Source organism: Pseudomonas sp. NDM (assembly GCF_003105095.1).
GTDB lineage: Bacteria > Pseudomonadota > Gammaproteobacteria > Pseudomonadales > Pseudomonadaceae > Aquipseudomonas > Aquipseudomonas moraviensis_A.
Genome location: NZ_QETJ01000040.1, coordinates 1 through 22828 on the forward strand (window position 1 = coordinate 1; position 22828 = coordinate 22828).

The window sequence follows — 22828 nt, forward strand, 5'->3', positions numbered from 1 at the left end:
AGCGGTGTGTCATTCCGCGCAGATGTTGGCTGATCGACCGCTATCGCGAGCAGGCTCACTCCTACAAGGGTTTTGCATTCGGCTGCAGATCAGCGCAGATTCAGGTTGGCCGCCGCGCGCTCGGTAATCTCGGTACGCAGCTTCAACGAAGGCGCCGCGCGCAACCGTGCTTCGTCGACAACTGCACTCGGTGCCACGTCCGGGCTGCCGGCATTGAACGGCGGCGCCGGGGCGTATTCCAGCTGCAACTGCACCAGCTGCGCGGTATCCGCATCAACCAATTCAGCGGCCAATACCAAGGCAAAATCGATCCCGGCGGTGATCCCGCCACCGGTAAACAGATTGCCGTCGCGCACCACCCGATCCTTCACCGCAATCGCCCCCAGCTTCGGCAGCAACTCGTGATACGCCCAATGGGTGGTCGCGCGTTTGCCTTGCAGCAGACCCGCCGCGCCAAGTACCAGCGAGCCGGTGCACACCGAGGTCACATAACGTGCCTGGGCGGCCTGGCGCTTGATGAAATCCAGCGTCTGCCGGTCTTCCATCAACGGCCCGACGCCGCCACCGCCGGGCACGCAGATCACGTCCAGATCCGGGCAACCGTCGAAGGTTATCGTCGGTTTCAGCAGCAGGCCGGTGCTGGACGTCACCGGCATCAGGTCCTTCCAGACCAGATGCACCTGCACGTCGGGCAGCGAGGCGAGCACGTCGTAAGGGCCGGTCAGGTCGAGTTGCTGAACCTGCGGGAATAACAGAAAACCGATCTGCAGCGTCATCGTTCTTGCTCCGTTGAAAGAAGTGGACGACTTCACTGTAGGCGCGTAGGTTCTGGCGCATACGCCAATCACCCCACGAATCACGCCAAATGTCTAAAGCCATTCACGTCCTCGCGTTTGCCAACATGCAGATTCTCGATGTCACCGGGCCGTTGCAGGTGTTTGCCTCAGCCAATGATCTCGCCCGCCAGCGCGGGTTGCCGACGCCCTACGCGCCGAGCGTGATCGCCAGCGGTGGCGGGGCGGTGCTGTCGTCGGCGGGGTTGGCGGTGCTCGCCGAACCGTTGCCGCAAACGCCCAGCGACACATTGATCATCGCCGGCGGCTGGGGCATTTATGCGGCATCGGAGGATCTGCAACTGGTCGACTGGGTGCGCGAACATGCGCACGGCTGCCGGCGCGTGGCTTCGGTGTGCACCGGGGCCTTTCTGCTCGCGGCCAGCGGCTGGCTCGACGGCCGTCGCGTGGTCACGCACTGGACCCGCTGCGAACAATTGGCCGAGCAACATCCGAATCTGCGTGTGGAAGCCAACCCGATTTTCATCAACGACGGCCCGGTGTGGACTTCCGCCGGGGTCACGGCGGGTATCGATCTGGCGCTGGCGATGGTCGAAGAAGACCTCGGTCGCGACATTGCCCTCGACGTGGCCCGGCATTTGGTGGTGTTCCTCAAACGCCCGGGCGGGCAGTCGCAATTCAGTGTGACGCTGTCGCTGCAACAACAGGGCAACCGCTTCGATGAACTGCACGCCTGGATCGCCGAGAACCTGACCTGTGATCTCGGCATCCCGACCCTCGCCGAACAGGCCGGCATGAGCGAACGCAGCTTCATCCGCCACTACCGCGCCGACACTGGCCAGACCCCGGCGCGGGCGATCGAATTGATCCGCGTCGAAACCGCCCGGCGACTGCTCAGCGATACCGGCCTGCCGGTCAAACGCATCGCCGCTAATTGCGGGTTTGGCAGTGAAGAGACACTGCGGCGCAGTTTTCTGCGGGCTATTGGCGTGACGCCACAGGCGTATCGCGAGCGGTTTTCAGTCAGCGCTGTAACAGATCCAGTATTGCCGTGATTGCTGAGTGGAGCGGATGGAACTTTAGAGTGCGACCTGTGCGTTTTTTGAATAGCGGTATTTGAACCGATCGCCATAAATAGACTTGACGATCAATTCATAATCGATGCGTTCGCTAGCGTACGCCTGCAGAAGCAACTTATTCAATGCACAGACCTCTGGGGCTTTTGGATTGGCTTCGATGAGGCGCTCTTCGCTATTGACTGTAAAGGCATCGTTTGGGCGTGGGCCACCAACAAGAAAACACAGCGGGTTGAGTCCCAGCGCAGTCACGGCAGAAAAGAACTGTCCATACTGATGATCAGGGACCGGTTGTCCGTCTACGTAAACCTTGACGCTTTCTACAAAAGCGTTGCCCATGCCGTTATTGAACGCGTAAATACCCCACTGATCTTTATTTCCGTTGTTGGAGAAATACGAAGTTATACGAGGCTCTACCGAGACATGGTTATGTTTGATTTGCGCTTGCGCTTGCCAAAACGTTGCACCCAGCGCCAGCAAAGCAACCGCAAGTGCGAGTTTATCTACAGATGTTGAAGTCATATAAAAGCCTGAAAAGGTGGATTGCTAACCTCAGATATTCGTGACCGTTCAAACCTCAACCTCCGCCACCTGATTGAAATACTTGGTCCGATCCGGCGTAAACGTCACCTTCATCTTCGTCCGTGAGCATGTCAGCGCACGCTCCTGCGCCAGATCAATATCCAGATCCTCACCGCGCAGACCCTGCCACTGCGCCAGGTATTTCAGGGAGCCATATTTCTCGTTTTTCTTCAGGCTGCGACTGACGCCACCCTTCCAGCCAAGTACCGGCAATTCACCGGCCAGACAGCGCTGGGCGAGTTCGGGAAAGCGTTCGGCGCGCTGGCGGCCGATTTCCCAGCATTTGATCAGGCCTTTGTCGGCGGCTTCCCAGAGCTGGGTGCGGCTCAGTCCGGTGCGAAGAGGGGAGTCGATGCTGCGCTGGACATGGTGAGGCATTCCGGTTCCTTGAATTCGGGGGTGGTTGGACAGCTCCGCTGTGCCCGTTGCGTTGGATGGTAGGTGTGGATGTAACGGCTGGCAACAAGGTATTTCGGCGTGTAAGCGTACGTTGCCGGGTAGGTCTGCGTAGCCTCTGTTTAACCAACACGGCAGCGGCCCACGCTTGAAACTGTGGCGAGGGAGCTTGCACCCGCTCGGCTGCGCAGCAGGCGCAAAGCCAGTGGCTGCGGGGGCTTTCAGTCAGTGGGCAGTCAAGTGACGGGTGCGCTTCGCGACCCGGCGGGAGCAAGCTCCCTCGCCACAGAGGCTGGGAGCAGCTGCCTGTTTGCGTGGCGTCAATTCCAAAAATCGGCGTTGATCAGGGCTGTTTCCTACAGCCCCTGGTGTCAATTACGGCTGCCAGGAACTCTTCTCGCCACTCAACTTGCGATCAAGAAAACTCGCTGCACTGATCAGCGCCAGATGCGTCAGCGCTTGCGGCGTGTTACCCAGATGGCGGCCATGGCTGTCGAACTCTTCGGCGTACAGCCCCAGCGGGTTGGCGTAACGCAGCAACTGCTCGAACTCCAGATGGGCTTTCTCCACCTGCCCGGCGCGCGCGAGGCATTCGACGTACCAGAACGAGCACGCAGCGAATGCGCCTTCGGTGCCGTTGAGGCCATCGATGTTGGCGTCTTCGTTGCGATAGCGATAGACCATGCCGTCGCGCACCAGGGTTTTTTCGATCGCTTCCAGAGTCGAGAGCCAGCGCGGGTCCTTGGCGCTGACGAAACGCACCAGCGGCATCAGCAGCATCGAGCCGTCCAGCGCGGTGCCGCCCTTGTACTGAACGAAATGCCCGCGTTCTTCATCCCAGAAGTTGTCCCAGATGTCGGTGTAGATCGCTTGCCGGGTCTGATCCCAACGGGCGAACGGCGCCGGCAGCGAACGCTTGGAAGCCAGACGGATCGCGCGGTCCAGGGCCACCCAGCACATCAGCCGCGAGTGCAGGAAATGATGGGTCTCACCGCGCATTTCCCAGATGCCGACATCCTCGGTCTGCCAGTTCTCACAGACCTGATCGACCACTTCGCCGACGTGCCGCCAGCCTTCATGGGAAATCGCGTCACCGTATTTGTTGACCAGATACACGGCGTCCATCAGTTCGCCGAAGATGTCCAGCTGGACCTGCTCGTAGGCACCGTTGCCGATGCGCACCGGTCGCGCGCCGCCGTGGCCGGCCAGGTGCGTGAGTTCGGTTTCCGGCAACTCCTGCTGGCCGTCGATGGCATAGAGGATGTTGAGCTTCATCGGTTTGCCGCAGCAATCGCTGACCCGTCCGCGCAACCATTGCATGTAGTGGTTGGCCTCGTCGACGAAGCCCAGGCGCATGAACGCATAAACCGTGAACGACGCATCGCGAATCCACGTGTAGCGATAATCCCAGTTGCGCTCGCCCCCGGGGGTTTCCGGCAGGCCAAAGGTGGCGGCGGCGAGGATCGCACCTTGGCGGCGCGAGGTCAGCAGTTTCAGGGCAAGGGCGGAGCGATTGACCATTTCCCGCCACCGGCCGCGATAGTTGGATTGGCCGATCCAGCCGCGCCAGTATTTCAATGTGCGCTCCATGCACAGCTCGGCAGCGCCCTCGGTGAAACGCGGATCATCAATGCCGCCGAGCATGAACGCGGCGGTTTCATTGTGCTTGAGGGTGAATTGCGCGACGGCTGCCTGTGCGTCGACCTGCAGGGTCTGATCTGAAGCCAGGCGTAGCGACGGCTGGCCAGCGGCATGGAACGTTACGTCCTTTGCGTCGATCTCTGCCCGGGTTTCGGCGCGGCCGTAGTCATGGCGTACCGCACAACGCAGATTGAACGTCGCCGAGCCGCTGACTACTCGCACGCGGCGCATCAGCAACGGCAGGGAATCGGCATCGTCACCTATTGGCAACAGATCGGTGATTTCCACCACCGCGTGTTCGCTCAGCCAACGGGTCTGCAAGACGTTGGTGTCGGGCAGATAAATCTGTTCCCGGCGTGCGTCCGGCAAGTCCGGCGCGAGCTGGAAAATGCCTGCTTCAGGGGTATCGAGCAGCGAGCAGAAAATTGTCGGGCTGTCGAACTCTGGCCAGCAGAAAAAATCCACGCTGCCCTTGTCGTTGACCAGCGCGGCGCTGCGCATGTCGCCGATGATTCCGTGAGCACCGATGGCGCTCTGTTGTTCCATTTCAGGCTCAGCCATTGCCACGAAACTCCGGATAGAGGCTCATCCCGCCATCGATGAACAGGGTGGTGCCGACGATGTAATCGGACAGGTCGGAAGCGAGGAAGACCACTGCATTGGCAACGTCCTCGACGTCACCAATGCGTCCGTAGGGGATCAGTTCGAGAAGCTTTTTGCCGGCTTCGCCTGCGGCGGCGTCAGCGTTGATCGCAGTGCTGATCGCACCGGGCGCGATGCTGTTGATGCGGATGCGCTGGTGGCTGACTTCCTGGGCGAGGCTCTGCATCAATTGATCGACGCCGCCTTTGGACGCCGCGTAGTTGACATGCCCGGCCCATGGGATGCGCTGGTGCACCGAGCTCATGTGAATGATCTTGCCCGCCGCGCGCGACACGCCTTCGCGCACGCCCTGACGCTGGAAAATCCGCAACGCTGCACGTGCGCAGAGGAACTGCCCGGTGAGGTTGACGCCGATCACCGTGTTCCAGTCGTCGAGCGTCATGTCCACGGCGGCAGCGTCTTTTTGCAGGCCGGAATTGGCCACCAGAATGTCCAGCGAACCGAACGCGTCGACGGTCTCTTTGAACAGCCGTTCGACCTCGTCCTCTTTCGAGACGTCGGCACCGATAGCCAGTGCTTTACCGCCCTTGGCGTTGATTTGCGCGGCCAGTTCTTCAGCGGGTCCGGCGCTGCTGTTGTAGTTGATCACGACCGCAGCGCCGGCCGCGGCGAGTGCTTTCGCGGCGCCATGGCCAATGCCGGAGCTGGCGCCGGTGACCAGTGCCACCTGATGAGCGAGGGAGATCTGCATGACGATTCACGCCTTGGTTCCAGAGACTTAAGTAGCTGACTGATGGCCGGCGGCGAGAGTTCATCTGCAACCATGAAAAGTTCGCGCGTCAGACCTGATAGCGGCCACTGCTGCGATGCCATTCGACGTTGCCGGCCAACCAGCTCTTGATTCCGCGCAGGTAGCGTTTGAGTCGCGGCGAGGCGTGCGGCAACAATGCTCGTTCTGCCGACTCATACAGATGCATGATTTCATCGTGAACGGCAGCACTTTGTGCCATCGCCTGAGCGGGCGAGCAGCCCTGTTCGCGGATCAGCAACAAGGGCAGGTTGAAATCGCCGATCCCCGCCTGCTGTTCCTTCAGCGCGGAAAACAGGTCATTGACAATCATCGTGGCGCTGGCGGCCAGCGTCGTGACGCGCCTCACCGCGGATGAACTGTAGACGTTGGCGGGCAATTCATACCCGCCAATGATGTCGATCAGCGCCAGGCACGGCAGGAAACTGTTGACCTGCCGTTGAGCCAGATATTCCCAGAGCGCGGGCGTGATTCCTTCGATACGCCAAGCCGCTTCGGCGGTCATGGTGACGAACATGGCAATGATTTCATGGCGCACGCGGGCAACCTGCGCCGCTGTCGCGAATGCCTCGACCCGCGCCAGCCAGGCACGCAGGGCGACCAACACCGGATCACTGTTCAATGCCTGCTCAAGCCCCGGGCGAAATCGTTCGCTCAAGTGAACCGGCTCCAGGGCTGCCAGCGCCAGAGAGAGGCGCGGCCCGACCATCCTCGGCTCGGATCCGGTTCGCTCGTCGTCGCAGTAGTAATCGTCCACGGCAAACAGCGCGGCGAAACATTGCGCCGCCAGCAACAGCCGATCGGGCTCATCGGTGTCGGTATGACACAGCATGGCGAAGCGCCCGAAAGCCATGGCGCGGACCTTGTCGTGCCGCCCCGGAAAAATCCCCACCTGCTCGATCCACGGCATCAGCCGATCATCCACCGCAGCCGCCAGCGCGGCGTCGTTGCGAAAGGGTGCCAGTCCATACAGGGCGGGCACGGCCCACGGCGCCTTTTCCGCTTCGGGTAAGACGAGCATTGACGATTCGTCCATGGCCAGGCTCCTGAGTGTGGTTGCAGGGTTCCAAGGTGATACGTGAAGATCAACGGCCTCATCAGAGCGCAAACCACAAGGGAGCGCACCTGTCAGGTCTGACAGTTCAACGCGCATTTTCGACAAATGGTCATCGTCGTCAGTGCTGGAGAGATCAGCTGGCTTTCACACTCCACCAACAATTGCGCGCTTCCACGGCATTCAAGCCTATGGCAACTTGGCCGCCCCTGATGAGGCTGCAATCGATGGCAAACCCCTACCGTGAATTGTTCACCGCCCCCGGCGCCCGTGCTTTTGTAATGGCCGGGATGCTGGCGCGCATGCCGATTTCCATGACCGGCATCGGCCTGATCACCATGCTCGCGCAGTTGAACGGCGGCTATGCGCTGGCGGGTGCGGTGGCGGCGACGTTCGCCCTGGCCACGGCGTTTTGCGCGCCGCAGGTGTCACGGCTGGTGGACCGCTACGGTCAAGGGCGGGTTCTGCCAATCGCAGCGCTGACCGGTGGCGGCGGGTTGTTGATGTTGCTGCTGTGCACGCGTCTGCAGGCGCCGAACTGGACGTTGTTCGTGTTCGCCGCGCTGGCCGGTTGCATGCCGAGCATGTCGGCGATGGTGCGGGCGCGCTGGACCGAAATCTACCGGGGCCAGCCGCAGTTGCAGACGGCCTATGCGCTGGAGTCGGTGCTCGATGAAGTGTGTTTTATCGTCGGGCCGCCGCTATCGGTGGGCCTGTCCGTTGCAGTGTTTCCCGAGGCCGGGCCGTTGGCGGCGTTGTTGGCGCTGGCCATCGGCGTGACGGCGTTTGTCGCCCAGCGCAGCACCGAGCCGCCGGTGCATGCGCAGGAGTCGCAGCATCAGGGCTCGATCATCCGCTCGACCGATGTGCAATGGCTGCTGGCCTTGATGCTGGCGATGGGCGTGATCGTCGGAGTCATCGACGTGGTCAGCGTCGCCTTCGCCCAGCATCAGGGCCAGCCGGCAGCGGCGAGTATTGTCTTGTCGGTATACGCGATCGGCTCATGCCTGGCCGGCATCGCCTTTGGTGCGATGCGCTCGAAATTGCCGCTGCCGCGCCTGTTTCTCTACGGCGGGCTGGCGACGGCGGTGACCACGCTGCCGCTGCTCCTGGCGAGCAATATTCTCGGTTTGTCGGTGGCGGTGTTCATCGCCGGCCTGTTCTTTTCGCCGACGCTGATCGTGGCGATGGCGCTGATCGAACGCATAGTGCCGCCGGCCAAACTCACCGAGGGCCTGACCTGGCTGGTGACCGGGCTGAGCATCGGCGTAGCGATCGGCGCCGCCGGTTCCGGCGCGCTGGTGGATGCGTTAGGCGCGCGCAGCGGGTTTTGGCTGGCGATCGCGGCGGGGGCGGTGGTGCTGGTTTCCGCGTTCCAGAGCTACCGCCACCTCCTACGCTCCTACAGGAAATCGGGTTACCAGCCTCGTCCTGAGTTGATCCAGAAGTTGACGGATAGCGACGTCGACACCGATTCAACCTGATGAAACCAGCCCTCGGGCAAAAACAGCAGATCCCCAGCCTCCAGCGTCACGCGCAAAAATGTCACCTCCCGCGCTGCCGGGAAACGCTCATAGTCCGGCGCGTCCGGGTTGAAATCGCAGCCATCCAGACCACCCTTGGGCGCGGTCGACCAGGTGCCCAGCGCCTCGCGATGATGCGGTGCGGCGAGGGTGAATTTTTTCTGCCCCCAGACCTGGGCGAACAGGTTGTCGGTGTCATCGCGATGCAGCGGCGTCAGCGTGCCCTTGGGGCCGATCCAGATGCGCGGCGGGATGAACAGCGAGGTGTCGAAGTAGGGCGGGTACTGGATCTGTTGCAGCAATTGCGCGGGCAGAATGTTGTTGCCCATGTACGCCGGCGGCTCGCCGTCCGCGACCTTGACCGCCGGGCTGTCCAGCGAGGCGATGAACTCTGCCATCGAGGTCGAGCGGAAATCCCGCTCGGTGGAAAAGGTCTTCTTCACGTAATCGCCATGGCGGGTGATGCCCTGCAATTCGGCGAAATGCACCAGCGACTCTTCGCGGCTCAGGCTGAACAACGGCCAGTCGTGCAGGGCGTTGCTGATCACCAACGGAATGCCATTGGGCAGATAACGGGTTTCGAATTCATGTCGGCTCAATTCGGCGCGCGTGCGACGTTCGACGCTGGTCTGCCGAGGCAGTGCGGCAGTGAGCTTTTCACTGAAGCGCGGCGGGGTCGGGTAGCGCTTGTTCATGTCGACCTTTTCCACCGTGCCGCCTCCCTGGCGGGCGTGGTCGATGATCTGCGGCAGCATTGTCGCCAGGCCCATGTTGCCGCCGATCTTCAGCCGACCGCTGGCGAACAGTTCCTCGACATTGACCACCCCGGCCATGATCCCCAAAAAGTCCTTTTCTGCCACTTCGATGGTCACGTCCGGGCTTGGGTGGCGCCCGAGCTCCGTGCGTTGGCTGGTCTTGATGTCGTACCAGTACGCCTGTTGCGCACTGAAGATGAACTGGAAAACGCCCTCGATGCCGACCGCGCCGGCGTTGGCGAACAACTTGCCCAGAATGCTCTGCAGGTCCACGGTGATTCCCTCGCGATTGTTGTTTTTTTCCTGAACAGGCAACGAGCGGCCGGCGGGGGAATTTAGCGATCGGTGACTAATTTGTCCGGCCATTGATCCGTCTTTCTTGCAGACACATTTTTCAAGGAAAGCGCGGTGACCAAGCTGACATTGCTGTGCCTGCCCTATTCGGGTGCCAGCGCCATGGTTTACAGCCGCTGGCGGCGTCAACTGCCGACGTGGCTGCAATTGCAACCGGTGGAACTGCCGGGGCGTGGCGCGCGGTTCGACGAACCTCTGCAAACCGACATGCGCGCGTTGGCGCGGCAACTGGCGCGCGAACACAAACCGGGTCTGCAAGGCCCGTATGCGTTGTTCGGGCATAGCCTCGGCGCGTTGCTCGCTTGCGAACTGGCCCATGCCTTTCGCGAGCTCGGCGCGCCGGAGCCGCTGGCGCTGTTCGCCTCCGGCACCGCTGCGCCGACCATGCGTAGCGACTACGACCGCGGCTTTGCCGAGCCGCGCAGCGATGAGGAGCTCATCGAACAGCTGCGCACCTTTCAAGGTACCAGCGAAGAAATTCTCGCCAATCAGGAATTGATGAGCCTGACCCTGCCGGTGCTGCGCGCCGATTTCATGATGTGCGGGCGCTTCACGCCTGCCGAGCGGCCCTTGCTCAATTGCCCGGTGCACGTGCTCGGCGGCAAGGAAGACCGCGCCACCACTGAACAACTGATCGGCTGGAGCAAAGAGACCCTGGGCAGTTTCTCGGTGGACATGATGACCGGCGGGCATTTCTTCATTCATGAACATGAAGCGCGGGTCATTCGCACGATCAAGAGCCATCTGGAAGTGCATCACCGGCGCCTTGCGCAGGCCGCGCAACCGGCGTTCTGAAAAGCGACTCATCCATCACGCATAGTCAGGAGGCCAGTCATGGCTGTTGCTTTGGGATTTTCCGTTCGGCCATTGCTGCCGCAGCGCGGACGCTTGCCGCTGTTGATCGAGGCGAGCGATGCCGACACTGATCTGTTGGCGGTATTCGATGAATTGAAGGAGCTGGTCGACGAGCATCTGCTGCGCGACGGTGGTGTGTTGTTTCGCGGTTTCCGCCTCGATGGCGCCGAGCAGTTCCGCCAGTTCGCCGCGAGCTTCGGTCATCCGCTGCTGAACTACGAGTTCGGCTCGACCCCGCGTACCAACGTCACCCAAGGCGTGTACACGTCCACGGAATACCCGGCGCACCAGAGTATTCCGTTGCACAACGAACAGGCGTATTCCCGCGACTGGCCGATGAAAATCTGGTTCTACAGCATGATCGCGGCGAAGTCCGGCGGTGAGACGCCGATTGCCGACAGCCGTGAAGTCTACCGGCGCATTCCGGTGGCGATCCGTGAGCGCTTCGTCAGCAAAGGCCTGATGTACGTGCGCAACTTCGGCAACGGCCTCGACGTCGCCTGGGAAGACGTGTTCAACACCGAAGACCGCGAGGTCGTCGAGGCCTACTGCAAGGCCCACGGCATTGTCTGTGAATGGAAGGACGACGGCGAGCTGCGCACGCGGCAGACCTGTCAGGCGGTGGCGGTGCACCCGGTAACGGGCGATCACGTCTGGTTCAATCAGGCGCACCTGTTTCACATCTCCAACCTGCAAGCGGAAGTGCGCGAAAGCCTGCTCGACATCGTCGACGAAGAAGACCTGCCTCGTAACGTCTACTACGGCGATGGTTCGCCGATCGAAGACGAAGTGCTGGCGCAGATTCGCGCGGTGCTCGATGACTGTGCGATCAGTTTTCCGTGGCAGGAGGGCGATGTGCTGATGCTCGATAACATGTTGTCCGCGCATGCTCGCTCACCGTTCGAAGGGCCGCGCAAAGTGATTGTGGCGATGGCCGAGGGGCATTCGCAGGACGCGCGCTGAGCAGATCGCAACGCTTCAATTTGAATGCCGAAGCCGGGCCTGTACCGGGCTTCGGCATTTGTCTGTCTGGCGTTCGTACCGTCGGGCTGCGATTGCCGCTGGTGCGCTAAATCGTTGCGCGGGCCATTCGTTCTTGTTGATACGACCGGGTCTCCAGGTCACGCCGCCGATCAGCAAGGACTCCACGCATGAATGCCGCAGACGCACAGAAACTAGCCCGCCGCTTTATCGAATTGCCCCAGGACAAACGTCGTTTGTTCCTCGCCGGCATGGCCCGCGAAGGCATCGATTTTGCGCAGCTTCCCATGACTGCCTGCGACGGCATCGCTGAGCGCGACGGCCTGTCTTACGCGCAGCAGCGCATGTGGTTTCTCTGGCAACTGGAGCCGACCAGCGCAGCCTACAACCTGCCGATGGCGGTGCGTCTGGATGGCGATCTGCAAGTCGAGGCACTTGAGCAGGCCTTCAGCCGCCTGGCGGCACGCCACGAATGTTTGCGCACCACCTTCGGTCAGGACGGCGAGCGTGCCTTCCAGCGTGTGGCCGAGCCGCAGCCACTGAAGTTGCCCGTCACTGACCTGGGCGGGTTGCCCGAAGCACAGCGCTGGCCGCTCGCGCAGCAGCACATGATGGCCGAGGCGACCCAGGCCTTCGACCTGCAGAACGGCCCGCTGCTGAGTCTGCGTCTGTTGCGCCTGGCCGAGCGGGAACATGTGCTGCTGCTGACCCTGCATCACATCATCGCCGACGGCTGGTCGATGAACATTCTGATCGATGAGTTCATGCGCACCTACGATGCGCTGGTGGCCGGGCGCGAACCGACGCTGGCGCCGCTGACCGTGCACTATCGCGACTACGCGCTGTGGCAGCGCAGCTGGCTGGAGGCTGGCGAGCGTGAGCGGCAACTGGACTACTGGCGCACGCAACTGGGCGACGAGCATCCGGTGCTGGAATTGCCCACCGACCGCGCCTATCCGGCGCAATCCAGCCATCAGGGCGCGCGCCTGGAAACGGTGATCGATGCAGCCCTGCGTGAAGAGCTGAAAAGCCTTGCCCAGCGTCAGGGCGTGACGTTGTTCGTGGTGCTTTTGGCGGCGTTCAAAACCCTGCTGCATCGCTACAGCGGCCAGACCGATATTCGTGTCGGCGGACTGATCGCCAACCGCACCCGCAGTGAAACCGAAGGCCTGATCGGTTTCTTCGTCAACACGCAAATCCTGCGCAGCGCGGTCACTGCGCAGACGCCGTTCACTGAGTTGCTGCAGAGCCTGCGCCAGGCGGCACTGGGTGCGCAGGCCCATCAGGATCTGCCGTTCGACGCCCTGATCGAAGCCCTGCAACCGGCACGCAGCCAGAGCCACAATCCGCTGTTTCAGGTGATGTTCAACCATCAACCGCTGGTCACCGATTTGCATCAGGCGCAACTCGCTTCAGGCTTGCGCGTGGGCTATCTGAGCGAAGAACAACTGGCCGGCAGCGCTCGGCAACACGCGGCCACCAGTGACCTGATGCTCGACACCCGTGAGGAGGGCGAGCAACTGTTTGCCGCCTTCACTTACGCCACGGATATTTTTGACGCCGCGACCATCGCCGCGCTGGCCGGGCATTGGCGCAACATTCTCCAGTCGGTGTGCCGCGACCCGCAACAGTTGATCGGTGACGTGGCGATGCTCGCCGATAGCGAACGGCAAGCGCTGATTCAGTCCACTGCGCCTGCGCCTCGTTTCACCAGCGTGCAAACCCTGTTCGAAGCGCAGGTCGCGCGCACTGGGCAAGCGCCGGCGGTGCGGTTGGCCACTGCGCCTGCGCCGGCATTCAGCTACGCCGAACTCAACACTCGCAGCAATCGTCTGGCCCATCAGTTGCGCGCACAGGGTGTCGGCCCGGACGTGCTGGTCGGTGTTGCGCTGGGGCGCTCGCTGGAACTGGCGGTGGCGCTGCTGGCGGTGTTCAAGGCCGGCGGTGCCTACGTGCCGCTGGACCCGCAGACCCCGGCCGAACGCTTGCGCCATGTGCTCGATGACAGCGGTCTGAAACTGTTGCTCAGCGACCGGCAAAGCCTCGCCAGCCTGCCGCCCCTCGATGGTGTCGAGTGCCTGTGTCTGGAGCAGTTGCCCGACAGTGAGCAGGCCGACAATCTGCCGGTCACGGTCGAAGCCGACAACCTCGCCTACGTGATCTACACCTCTGGCTCCACCGGGCGGCCGAAAGGCGTGGCGGTCAGTCACGGTGCGCTGAGCGAGTTCATCGCCCGCGCCATCGGTTACAGCGATCTGCACGAAGGCGACCGGGTTCTGCAATTCGCCACCAGCAGTTTCGACGGTTTCGTCGAGCAGTTTTTCTCGCCGTTGTGCCATGGCGCCAGCGTGGTCATGCGTGACGCGCCGTTGTGGGACAGCGCGACGCTGCATCAGGTCATCGTCGATCAGGGCATCACTCTTGCCGACCTGCCGGCGGCCTACTGGTATTGGCTGGTGCAGGAATACGCGGCGAAACCGCCAGCAAGTTTCGCCGCGCTGCGCCAGGTTCACGTTGGCGGCGAAGCCATGGCGGTGGACGGCTTGCGCCTGTGGCAGCAGGCCGGGCTCGGCCATGTGCGCCTGCTCAACACCTACGGGCCGACCGAGGCCACGGTGGTCTCGACGATTCATGACTGCACCGCGCTGACCGCGCAGGACTTGTCGTGGCGCGGCATGCCGATCGGCAAGGGCCTGGCAGCGCGGCGCCTGTACGTGCTCGACGATGACCTGAACCTGCTGCCGCAAGGCGCGGTGGGCGAGTTGTACATCGGTGGGCCGGGACTGGCACGGGGTTATCACCGTCAGCCGAGCCTCAGCGCCGAGCGTTTCATTGCCGACCCGTTCGCCGACGGTCAGCGCCTGTACCGCACCGGCGATCGTGCGCGGCTGCGCGGCGATGGCGCGCTGGAGTACGTCGGTCGGGTCGATCATCAGGTGAAGATTCGCGGTTTCCGCATCGAACTGGGCGAGATCGAATCGCGCCTGCAGCAATGTCCCGGGGTTCGCGAAGCGGTGGTGCTGGCGGTGCCGTTCGCGGGCGGTACGCAACTGGTCGCCTACGTGGTGACGGAACCGGCAGCGCTCGCCAGTGCGGCGACGCAAGCGCTGTTCCGTCAGCAGACCCGCGCCGCGCTGCAAGCCAGCCTGCCGGATTACATGGTGCCGGGGCATCTGCTGTTGCTGGCGAACCTGCCGCTGACGCCGAGTGGCAAGCTCGACCGCAAGGCCTTGCCAGCGCCGGATCCGGCGCAGTTGCAGGGCGATTACCGTGCCCCGCAATCGGCGGCCGAGCAGTGCCTGGCGCAGGTCTGGGCCGAGGTGCTGCAGGTGCCGCGTGTGGGTCTGGACGATCACTTTTTTGAACTGGGCGGCCATTCGTTGTTGGCCGCGCAGGTGATCGCGCGAATCAAGGAGCAGATGGGTGTGGTGCTGCCGCTGCGCAGTCTGTTCGAAAAACCGCTGCTGGCGGATCTCGCCGAGGTGCTCGGGCAACTGGCCGAGGCGAGCGGCGACGACGACTGGTCCGACATGGATCAGTTCATGAATGCTTTGCAAGGAGAAGAAGTATGAACGGCACGATGGCGGAACGTATTGCGCAAAGATTCGTCGGCCTGCCGCTGGAACAGCGTCGGCTGTTTCTGGCCAGGCTGCGTGAGGAGGGCAAGGATTTCAGCCTGCTGCCGCTGCCGGTCAGCCGCCATGACTGCGCGTCGATTCCCCTGTCGTTCGCCCAGCAGCGCCTGTTGTTTCTCTGGCAACTGGAACCGCACAGTGCCGCGTACAACATGGCCGCCGGCTTGCGTCTGAAGGGGCTGCTGGACGAGTCGGCGCTGAACCGTTCGTTCGATCATCTGCTGGCGCGCCATGAAGTGTTGCGCACGGTGTTCCACACTGACGGCGATCAGCCCCAACAGGTGATTCTCGAGCAGCAGAGTATTGCCTTGGAACGCTTCGACCTGACGGGCATCGCGGCGCAAGAGCGCGAGCAAGTACTCGCGCAACACGTGCAGGACGTCACCGCGCAACCATTCGATCTGCGCCATGGCCCGCTGTTGCGCGCCAGTCTGTTTGCCTTGGCCGACGAAGAGTTCGTGCTGGTGGTGAGCATGCATCACATCGTCTCCGACGGCTGGTCGATGGACGTCATGGTCAAGGAATTCGTCCAGTGCTATCAGGCTTTCAGTCTGCAGCGCGAGCCGCAGTTGCCTGCGTTGCCATTGCAGTACGCCGACTATGCGATCTGGCAGCGACGCTGGCTGGAAGCAGGCGAGGGCGAGCGCCAGCTCGACTACTGGCGTCAGCAACTGGGTGACGAGCATCCGCTGCTGGAAGTGGCGCCGGACTTTGCCCGACCGCTGACCCAGAGTTTTGCGGGGCAGACCCTGAGCTTCGATTTCGGTGCCGACCTGTCGCGCCAGCTCAATGCTTTTGCCCGCAGCCAGGGCATCAGCCTGTTCATGCTGGTGCTGGCCGGGTTCTCGCTGTTCCTCTCGCGTCTGGCCGGCGAGCGCGACATACGTGTTGGCGTGCCGAATGCCAACCGTGGCCGCGCCGAAGTCGAAGGGTTGATCGGTTTCTTCGTCAACACCCAAGTGCTGCGTTGCCAGGTCGATGAGCGCGGCAGTTTCGCGGATCTGCTGGCGCAGGTGCGGGAAGCGGCGTTCGGCGCGCAGGCGCATCAGGAATTGCCGTTCGAGCAACTGGTCGACGAATTGGTCGCCGAGCGCACCCTCGGTCACAACCCGTTGTTCCAGGCCAAGTTCAACCAGAACGTCGGCATGCAGAAACAACGCTCGATGGCCTTACCCGGTCTGACCGTCAGCGAATACCCGCTGGCCAAGGACGGCACGCATTTCGATCTGGCCCTGGACATCACCGACGACGGCGCGCTGATCCACGGTCAGATGACCTACGCCAGCGATCTCTATCGGGCGGAAACGGTCGCCGCTTTCGTGCCGATGTTGCTCGACCTGTTCAGCCAATTGCTCAATGCGCCGCAGGCGCCGCTGCACACGGTCGCCACGCAACGGCCTGCGGCGCTTGCCATTCAACGCGAACCGGCGTTGACGGTGTTGCAGCACTGGACCCGTGAAGTGGCCCGCCAGCCGCAGGCGCTGGCCGCCCGTGATCTTCAGCAGACCATGACGTTCCAGGCACTGGATGAGCAAGCCAATCGTCTCGCCCATTATTTGCGTGCGCAGGGCATCAATGTTGGCGAACCGGTGGCGGTGCTGCTGGAGCGTTCGCTGGACTGGCTGACTTGCGTGTTGGCGATTCTCAAGGCTGGCGCGGTGTACATGCCCCTCGACGTCAAGGCACCGAGCGCACGCCTGCAACAGATGCTCGGGGCTGCGCAGGCACGGGCGTTGATCGCTGCCGAAGGCGATGCGCGGGTCAGTGAACTGGCGGTCGAGGGCTGTCAGGGTCTTGAATTTGCCCCGGAGCAATGGCAGTCGCTGCCGGCGTCCGCGCCTGAGCTGACGCTACATGCACAATCGCCGGCCTATGTGATTCACACCTCCGGTTCCACCGGGCAACCCAAGGGCGTGCTGGTCAGCCACGCTGCGCTGGGCAGTTATGTGCGCGGCGTCCTCGAGCGTCTGGCGCCTGCGCCCGAGGCGAGCATGGCGCTGGTTTCGACCATCGCCGCCGACCTTGGCTTTACCGTGCTGTTCGGTGCGTTGTGCTCGGGCCGCCTGCTGCATGTGCTGCCGGAAGAGCTCGGTTTCGACCCGGACCGCTTTGCCGATTACATGGCCCGCCATCGCGTCGGCGTGCTGAAAATCGTTCCCGGCCATCTCGCCGCGCTGTTGCAGGCGGCCAAGCCAGCCGACGTGCTGCCGGAACACGCATTGATCGTCGGCGGCGAAGCCTGTTCGCCGGCGCTGGTCGAGCGCGTGCAGCAACTGAAACCGGGCTGTCGCCTGATCAATCACTATGGCCCGAGCGAAACCACCGTAGGCGTGCTGACCCATGAGGTCGAAGCACTTGCCGCGCAAACGCGCAGCATTCCGGTCGGCACGGCGTTGGCCGGTGCCCATGTCTATGTGCTCGACGATGTGCTCAACCCGGTGGCCGATCAGGTTGCCGGTGAGCTGTACATCGGCGGCGACAGCGTTGCCCTGGGTTACCTGAATCAGCCGGCGCTGACCGCCGAACGTTTCCTGCCCGACCCGTTCGGCGCAGCGGGCGCGCGGGTGTACCGCAGCGGCGACCGGGTTCGGCGCAACCGCGAGCAGGCGCTGGAATTCATCGGTCGTGCTGACGATCAAGTGAAAGTGCGCGGCTACCGCGTCGAGCCGGCGGAAGTCGCGCGGCTGTTGCTCAGCCTCGACGGCGTCAGCGAAGCCGCCGTGCTCGCGCTGCCACTGGATGACGATCCGGCGCGCCTGCAACTGCTTGCCTGGTGCGTGCCGCTAGCGGGAGCGAAAGTGCAGGCGCAGGATCTGCGCGAGCAATTGCAGGCGCGGCTGCCGGACTACATGGTGCCGGCGCAGTTGCTGTTGCTCGATAAGCTGCCGCTGACGGCCAACGGCAAACTCGACAAACGCGCCTTGCCCGTGCCCGGCGTGGTCAGCCAGCAGTTCGTCGCGCCGGTCGGTGAGATCGAAGAGAAACTGGCTGCCATCTGGGCCGAGGTGCTCAAGCTCGAGCGGGTCGGCAGCAGCGATAACTTCTTCGAACTGGGTGGCGACTCGATTCTCAGTCTGCAGATCATCGCCCGGGCCAAGCGCCAGGGGATCAAGCTCAGCCCCAAGCAGTTGTTCGAAAAACAGACCATCGGCCAACTCGCCGCTGTGGCCAAACTGATCGAGGCCAAACCGGCTGCCGCTGCCGCAACTGTGGCACGCGGGCCATTGCCGTTGCTGCCGATTCAAGAGCGTTTCTTCGAGACGCCGATTGTCCAGCGCCAGCACTGGAATCAGTCGGTGATGTTGCAACCGACCCTGGCGCTGGACGCCGTGCATCTGCGCAAGGCGCTGGCGACGTTGCTCGAACAGCACGAAGCACTGGCCTTGAGCTTTGTGCAGTCGGGCGATCGCTGGCAGGCATTGCCGCAGTCGCAGGGTGATGCCGAACTGCTCTGGGTCCGCGAGCTGGACAGCCTCGACGCCTTGCCAGCGCTGGTCGACGCGGCGCAGCGCAGCCTGGATCTGCAACGCGGGCATTTGCTGCGCGCGTTGCTGGTCAATCTGCCGAATGCCGAGCAACGTCTGTTGCTGGTCATCCATCACCTGGTGGTCGATGGCGTGTCGTGGCGCATTCTGCTGGAGGACTTGCAGCAGGCCTATCACGCCCTGGCGGCGGGAGCGGCGCTCGCGTTGCCGGGCAAAAGCAGTTCGCTGCACGACTGGGCCGGGCAGTTGCATCGTTATGCACAGAGCGAAACGTTGGCGGCCGAAAGCGCTTATTGGCGCCAGACCCTTGATGCCGACGACGCGGCCCTGCCACGGGATTTTGCCGAGGACAGCCAGACCCGCGCCGAGGCCGCCCGCGCCAGTACGCGCCTGAGCCAGACACTGACCGACAAGCTGCTGAAAGTCGCCCCGGCGGCGTATCGCACGCAGATCAATGATCTGTTGCTGACTGCATTGGCGCGGGTGCTGTGTGACTGGAGCGAGCAGCCTTCGGTGTTGATCCAGCTCGAAGGTCATGGTCGTGAAGACCTGTTCGACGACATCGACCTGAGCCGTACGGTCGGCTGGTTCAGCAGCCTGTTCCCGGTGCGCCTGGCCCCGCAGGAAAATCCCGTTGCGTCGCTGTGTGCGATCAAGGAGCAACTGCGTGCGGTGCCGGGCAAGGGCATCGGTTATGGCGTGCTGCGTTACCTCACGCGTTCTGCCGAGTTGCAGGCGCTGGCGCAACCCCGGGTGACCTTCAATTATCTCGGCCAGTTCGACGGCGCGTTCAATGCTGAGCAAGGCGCGTTGTTCGTGCCAAGCGCTGACAGCACCGGTGCCAATCAGGATGAGCAGGCGCCGCTGGGCAATTGGCTGAGTGTCGACGGTCAGGTCTTCGGCGGTGAGCTGGAATTGACCTGGACCTTCGGCACCGGCATGTACCGCGCCGCGACCATCGAGGCGTTGGCCGAGGCCTATGGCCGCGAGCTGGAACGCCTGATCGAACATTGCTGCGAGAGCGGCGCCGGTGGCGTGACACCCTCGGACTTCAACCTCGCCAACCTCACGCAAGCGCAGCTGTCGGCGCTGCCGATCGCGCCGCGTGACATCGTTGATCTGTACCCGCTGTCGCCGATGCAGCAAGGCATTCTGTTCCACAGCCGCAACGAGCCGGACAGCCCGGCCTATACCAATCAACTGCGGGTCGACGTGGAACAACTCGACAGCGAGCGCTTCCGCCAGGCCTGGCAGCATACCCTCGAAGCCCACGATATTCTGCGTACCGCGTTCGTCTGGCCGCAGGATGCCGCCGCGCCGGTGCAGGTGGTGCGCAGCCGTGTGCAGATGCCGTGGCAGGTGCAGGACTGGCGCGGTCGCGATGGCCTCGGTTCAGCGCTTGATCATCTGGCCACTGAAGACCTGCACAACGGTTTCGATCTGCTCGACGCGCCGCTGTTGCGCGTGACGCTGGTGCGCACCGATGAGAACACTCATCACCTGATCTACACCTGTCATCACATCCTCATGGACGGCTGGAGCACTTCGCAGTTGTTCGGCGAAGTGCTGCAACGCTACGCCGGCATCACGCCGAGCGCAGGGCAGGGGCGCTATCGCGATTACATCGAATGGCTTGGCCAGCGCGATCAGCAGGCAAGTCGGCAATTCTGGAGCGCGGCGCTGGCGGAACTCGCAGAGCCGACGCGACTGGCCAGCGCCATGCCGGTCCGGCAGCGCGACGCAAGCGGTTATGCCGATCATGAGCATGTGTTCAGCGAACAGCTGACGGCCGAACTGAACCGCTTCGCCCGCGAACAGAAAGTCACCCTCAACACGCTGGTGCAAGCGGCGTGGCTGCTGCTGTTGCAGCGCTACACCGGGCAGGATCACGTGGCGTTTGGTGCGACGGTCGCTGGGCGGCCGACGGATTTGCCGGGCGTCGAGCAGCAGATCGGCCTGTTCATCAACACCTTGCCGGTGGTGGCGGCGCCATCGCCGGAGATCGGCGTCAGCCAATGGCTGCAACTGGTGCAGGACCTCAACCTGGCGTTGCGCGAGCACGAACACACGCCGCTGTATGACATTCAGCGCTGGGCCGGCACGGGTGCCGGGGCGTTGTTCGACAGTATTCTGGTGTTCGAAAACTATCCGATGGCGGAAGCGCTGGCGCAGGGCCCTGAGACGGGCCTGAAGTTCTCGGCAATCCGCCGGCAGGAGCAGACCAACTATCCGCTGACGCTGGTCGCGGTCACCGGCCGCGAGCTGAGTCTGGGCGTGAGTTACGATCAGGCCAGTTTCGACGCTCCAGCGATCAGTGCGTTGAGTGCGCAGTTGCAAGGCCTGCTCGAGCAGTTCCTCGCCGACGCCACCCAGCCGTTGGGCGCGCTGCAACTGCTCGCCGAGCCACAACGGCAACAAGCGATCGCGTGGGGCAAGGCGCCGGTGACCGCGCCGGATCAACGCACGGTGCTGGCGCACATCGCCGCGCAGGTGCAGCGGCAGCCACAAGCGAGCGCGGTGCGGTTCGCTGAGCAGTCCATCGATTACCAAAGCCTCGATACCCGGGCCAATCGTCTGGCGCACAAGCTGCAAGGCATGGGCGTCGGGCCGGAGGTGCGCGTCGGCGTGTGCATGCGCCGCACGCCGGACATGCTGGTCGCACTGTTGGCGATCCTCAAGGCCGGTGGCGCCTACGTGCCGCTGGACCCGGATTATCCGCAGGAACGCTTGCTGCACATGCTGGACGACAGTCGCGCCGCCGTGCTGCTCATCGAACTGGCGGCGTTGGCGATGCTGCCGGAAACCTTGAGCGCGCAGGTGCTGCTGGTGGACGCGAGCGTCGCCAGCGAATGCCCGGTCACTGCGCCGCTGGTTAACCTCGCTGCAGACAATCTGGCGTACGTGATCTACACCTCCGGCTCCACCGGCAAACCGAAAGGCGTAGCGATCAGCCACGGCAATCTGTCGGCACTGATTCAATGGTCGGCGGGGGTCTATCGCGAAGAGCAATTGCGCGGCGTGCTGGCCTCTACCTCAATCTGCTTCGATCTGTCGGTGTGGGAAATCTTCGTCACGCTGGCCTGCGGTGGCTGTCTGGTGCTGGCGGACAACGCCCTGGCGCTGGCCGATTTGCCGGCGCGCGAGCAGGTCACCCTGATCAACACCGTACCCTCGGCGATTGCCGCGTTGCAGCGCGCCGGGCAGATTCCGGCTTCGGTTGGCACCATCAATCTGGCCGGCGAACCGCTCAAGCAGAGTCTGGTCGACAGCCTCTATGCCAGCACCCGGGTGCAGCAGGTCTACGACCTCTACGGGCCGTCGGAAGACACCACCTATTCGACCTTCACCCTGCGCACGCCGCAGGGCCGGGCGAACATTGGCCGGCCGCTGGATAACACCGTGGCGTATCTGCTCGACAGTCAGTTGCAAGTGCTGCCCGCGGGCGTGCCGGCTGAGCTGTACCTGGCCGGTGCCGGAGTGACGCGCGGCTATCTGCGCCGCGCCGCGCTGACCGCCGAACGCTTTGTGCCGAATCCTTACGCGAGCAATGGCGAGCGTCTGTACCGCACCGGCGATCTGGTGCGCCAGGGCGACGACGGCAATATCGAGTACATCGGTCGCGCCGACCATCAGGTGAAGATTCGCGGATTCCGTATCGAACTCAGCGAGATCGAAGCGCGCCTGCTGGAGCTCGAGGATATCGGCGAAGCGGTGGTGCTGGCGCAGGACGGTGCCGCCGGCAAACACCTGCATGCCTATCTCGTCGCCGCGCTGGACAGCGAGCGGTCGACCCTGACCGAGCGGGTGCGCAGTGCACTGGCCAGCCGCTTGCCGGCGCACATGGTCCCGGGGCATTTGCACCTGATCGACGCGATCCCGCTGACGCCCAACGGCAAGCTCGATCGCAAGGCGCTGATGGCGTTGGCCGAGAGCCCGATGCAGGAGCAATACCAGGCGCCGCAAAGCGACCTGCAGTGGGAGGTCGCAACGATCTGGCAGGAGGTGCTGGAGGTCGAGCGGGTAGGGCTGGCGGACAACTTCTTCCAGCTTGGCGGGCATTCGCTGCTTGCGACGCTGGTGGTGACCCGGGTGCAGGAGCGCCTCGGCGACAAGGTGCCGCTCAAGGCGCTGTTCGAAACCGACACCCTCAAGGAGTTCTGCGCGCGGATCGAAGCGCTGCGCGTCGAAATGTCGCCCGTTCAGGATGAATTGGCTAAATCACTGGAGGCCCTCAAACGTCTATCCCTCGATGATCTGGAAAAACTGATTTCTTGAGAGGGAAAAAC

General features: G+C 63.1%; 13 protein-coding genes. 6 read left to right on the forward strand and 7 right to left on the reverse strand.

What is annotated here, in order from left to right:
• Positions 1-89: 89 nt before the first annotated feature.
• Entirely contained in the window at positions 90-776 is a 687-nt protein-coding gene (gene inhA, locus DCO47_RS11305; RefSeq protein WP_116658114.1) for an isonitrile hydratase, read from the reverse strand.
• An 89-nt stretch (positions 777-865) separates the two neighbouring features.
• Between inhA and DCO47_RS11310 the strand changes: the two genes are divergently transcribed.
• Positions 866-1849, forward strand: a complete 984-nt coding sequence (locus DCO47_RS11310) for a GlxA family transcriptional regulator (RefSeq protein WP_116658115.1) — start codon at positions 866-868, stop codon at positions 1847-1849.
• A gap of 24 nt (positions 1850-1873) precedes the next feature.
• On the opposite strand, the gene DCO47_RS11315 is transcribed toward DCO47_RS11310, so the two are convergent.
• The 5 genes from DCO47_RS11315 to DCO47_RS11335 form a co-directional block, all read right to left on the reverse strand.
• Positions 1874-2392 (reverse strand): hypothetical protein, encoded by a 519-nt coding sequence (locus DCO47_RS11315; RefSeq protein WP_083353197.1) that lies wholly within the window; start codon positions 2390-2392, stop codon positions 1874-1876.
• A 48-nt stretch (positions 2393-2440) separates the two neighbouring features.
• Entirely contained in the window at positions 2441-2830 is a 390-nt protein-coding gene (locus DCO47_RS11320) for a hypothetical protein (RefSeq protein WP_116658116.1), read from the reverse strand.
• A gap of 393 nt (positions 2831-3223) precedes the next feature.
• Positions 3224-5050, reverse strand: a complete 1827-nt coding sequence (locus DCO47_RS11325) for a glycoside hydrolase family 15 protein (protein ID WP_116658117.1) — start codon at positions 5048-5050, stop codon at positions 3224-3226.
• Positions 5043-5843, reverse strand: a complete 801-nt coding sequence (locus DCO47_RS11330; protein WP_116658118.1) for a glucose 1-dehydrogenase — start codon at positions 5841-5843, stop codon at positions 5043-5045. The genes DCO47_RS11325 and DCO47_RS11330 overlap by 8 nt, the downstream gene beginning before the upstream one ends.
• 88 nt (positions 5844-5931) lie before the next feature.
• The gene (locus DCO47_RS11335) at positions 5932-6936 is read right to left on the reverse strand and encodes a family 2 encapsulin nanocompartment cargo protein terpene cyclase (protein ID WP_083201894.1); all 1005 of its coding nucleotides are present in this window, start codon (positions 6934-6936) and stop codon (positions 5932-5934) included.
• A gap of 245 nt (positions 6937-7181) precedes the next feature.
• Between DCO47_RS11335 and DCO47_RS11340 the strand changes: the two genes are divergently transcribed.
• On the forward strand, positions 7182-8438 hold the full coding sequence (locus DCO47_RS11340) for an MFS transporter (RefSeq protein ID WP_116658119.1): 1257 nt from the start codon (positions 7182-7184) through the stop codon (positions 8436-8438).
• Here the strand turns inward: DCO47_RS11340 and DCO47_RS11345 are convergent.
• Complete coding sequence (locus DCO47_RS11345) at positions 8372-9505, reverse strand: cupin-like domain-containing protein (RefSeq protein ID WP_083353192.1); 1134 nt, start codon at positions 9503-9505, stop codon at positions 8372-8374. The genes DCO47_RS11340 and DCO47_RS11345 overlap by 67 nt on opposite strands.
• Before the next feature lie 135 nt (positions 9506-9640).
• Here DCO47_RS11345 and DCO47_RS11350 point away from each other — a divergent pair, with 135 nt between their 5' ends.
• From DCO47_RS11350 to DCO47_RS11365, 4 genes are all read left to right on the forward strand, one after another.
• Positions 9641-10381, forward strand: coding sequence for a thioesterase II family protein (locus tag DCO47_RS11350; RefSeq protein ID WP_042608396.1), 741 nt, complete (start codon positions 9641-9643; stop codon positions 10379-10381).
• Between the two features lie 39 nt (positions 10382-10420).
• Positions 10421-11404 carry a TauD/TfdA family dioxygenase gene (locus tag DCO47_RS11355; RefSeq protein ID WP_064363892.1) on the forward strand — a complete coding sequence of 328 codons (984 nt, stop codon included), beginning with the start codon at positions 10421-10423 and terminating at the stop codon, positions 11402-11404.
• 188 nt (positions 11405-11592) lie between these two features.
• Complete coding sequence (locus DCO47_RS11360) at positions 11593-14994, forward strand: non-ribosomal peptide synthetase (RefSeq protein WP_116658120.1); 3402 nt, start codon at positions 11593-11595, stop codon at positions 14992-14994.
• Entirely contained in the window at positions 14991-22817 is a 7827-nt protein-coding gene (locus DCO47_RS11365; RefSeq protein ID WP_116658121.1) for a non-ribosomal peptide synthetase, read from the forward strand. The genes DCO47_RS11360 and DCO47_RS11365 overlap by 4 nt, the downstream gene beginning before the upstream one ends.
• Positions 22818-22828: the final 11 nt, after the last annotated feature.

Coding starts and splice junctions, on each gene's coding strand:
- inhA (WP_116658114.1), bottom strand. CDS start 776: ATGACGCTGCAGATCGGTTTTCTGTTATTCCCGCAGGTTCAGCAACTC.
- DCO47_RS11310 (WP_116658115.1), top strand. CDS start 866: ATGTCTAAAGCCATTCACGTCCTCGCGTTTGCCAACATGCAGATTCTC.
- DCO47_RS11315 (WP_083353197.1), bottom strand. CDS start 2,392: ATGACTTCAACATCTGTAGATAAACTCGCACTTGCGGTTGCTTTGCTG.
- DCO47_RS11320 (WP_116658116.1), bottom strand. CDS start 2,830: ATGCCTCACCATGTCCAGCGCAGCATCGACTCCCCTCTTCGCACCGGA.
- DCO47_RS11325 (WP_116658117.1), bottom strand. CDS start 5,050: ATGGCTGAGCCTGAAATGGAACAACAGAGCGCCATCGGTGCTCACGGA.
- DCO47_RS11330 (WP_116658118.1), bottom strand. CDS start 5,843: ATGCAGATCTCCCTCGCTCATCAGGTGGCACTGGTCACCGGCGCCAGC.
- DCO47_RS11335 (WP_083201894.1), bottom strand. CDS start 6,936: ATGGACGAATCGTCAATGCTCGTCTTACCCGAAGCGGAAAAGGCGCCG.
- DCO47_RS11340 (WP_116658119.1), top strand. CDS start 7,182: ATGGCAAACCCCTACCGTGAATTGTTCACCGCCCCCGGCGCCCGTGCT.
- DCO47_RS11355 (WP_064363892.1), top strand. CDS start 10,421: ATGGCTGTTGCTTTGGGATTTTCCGTTCGGCCATTGCTGCCGCAGCGC.
- DCO47_RS11360 (WP_116658120.1), top strand. CDS start 11,593: ATGAATGCCGCAGACGCACAGAAACTAGCCCGCCGCTTTATCGAATTG.
- DCO47_RS11365 (WP_116658121.1), top strand. CDS start 14,991: ATGAACGGCACGATGGCGGAACGTATTGCGCAAAGATTCGTCGGCCTG.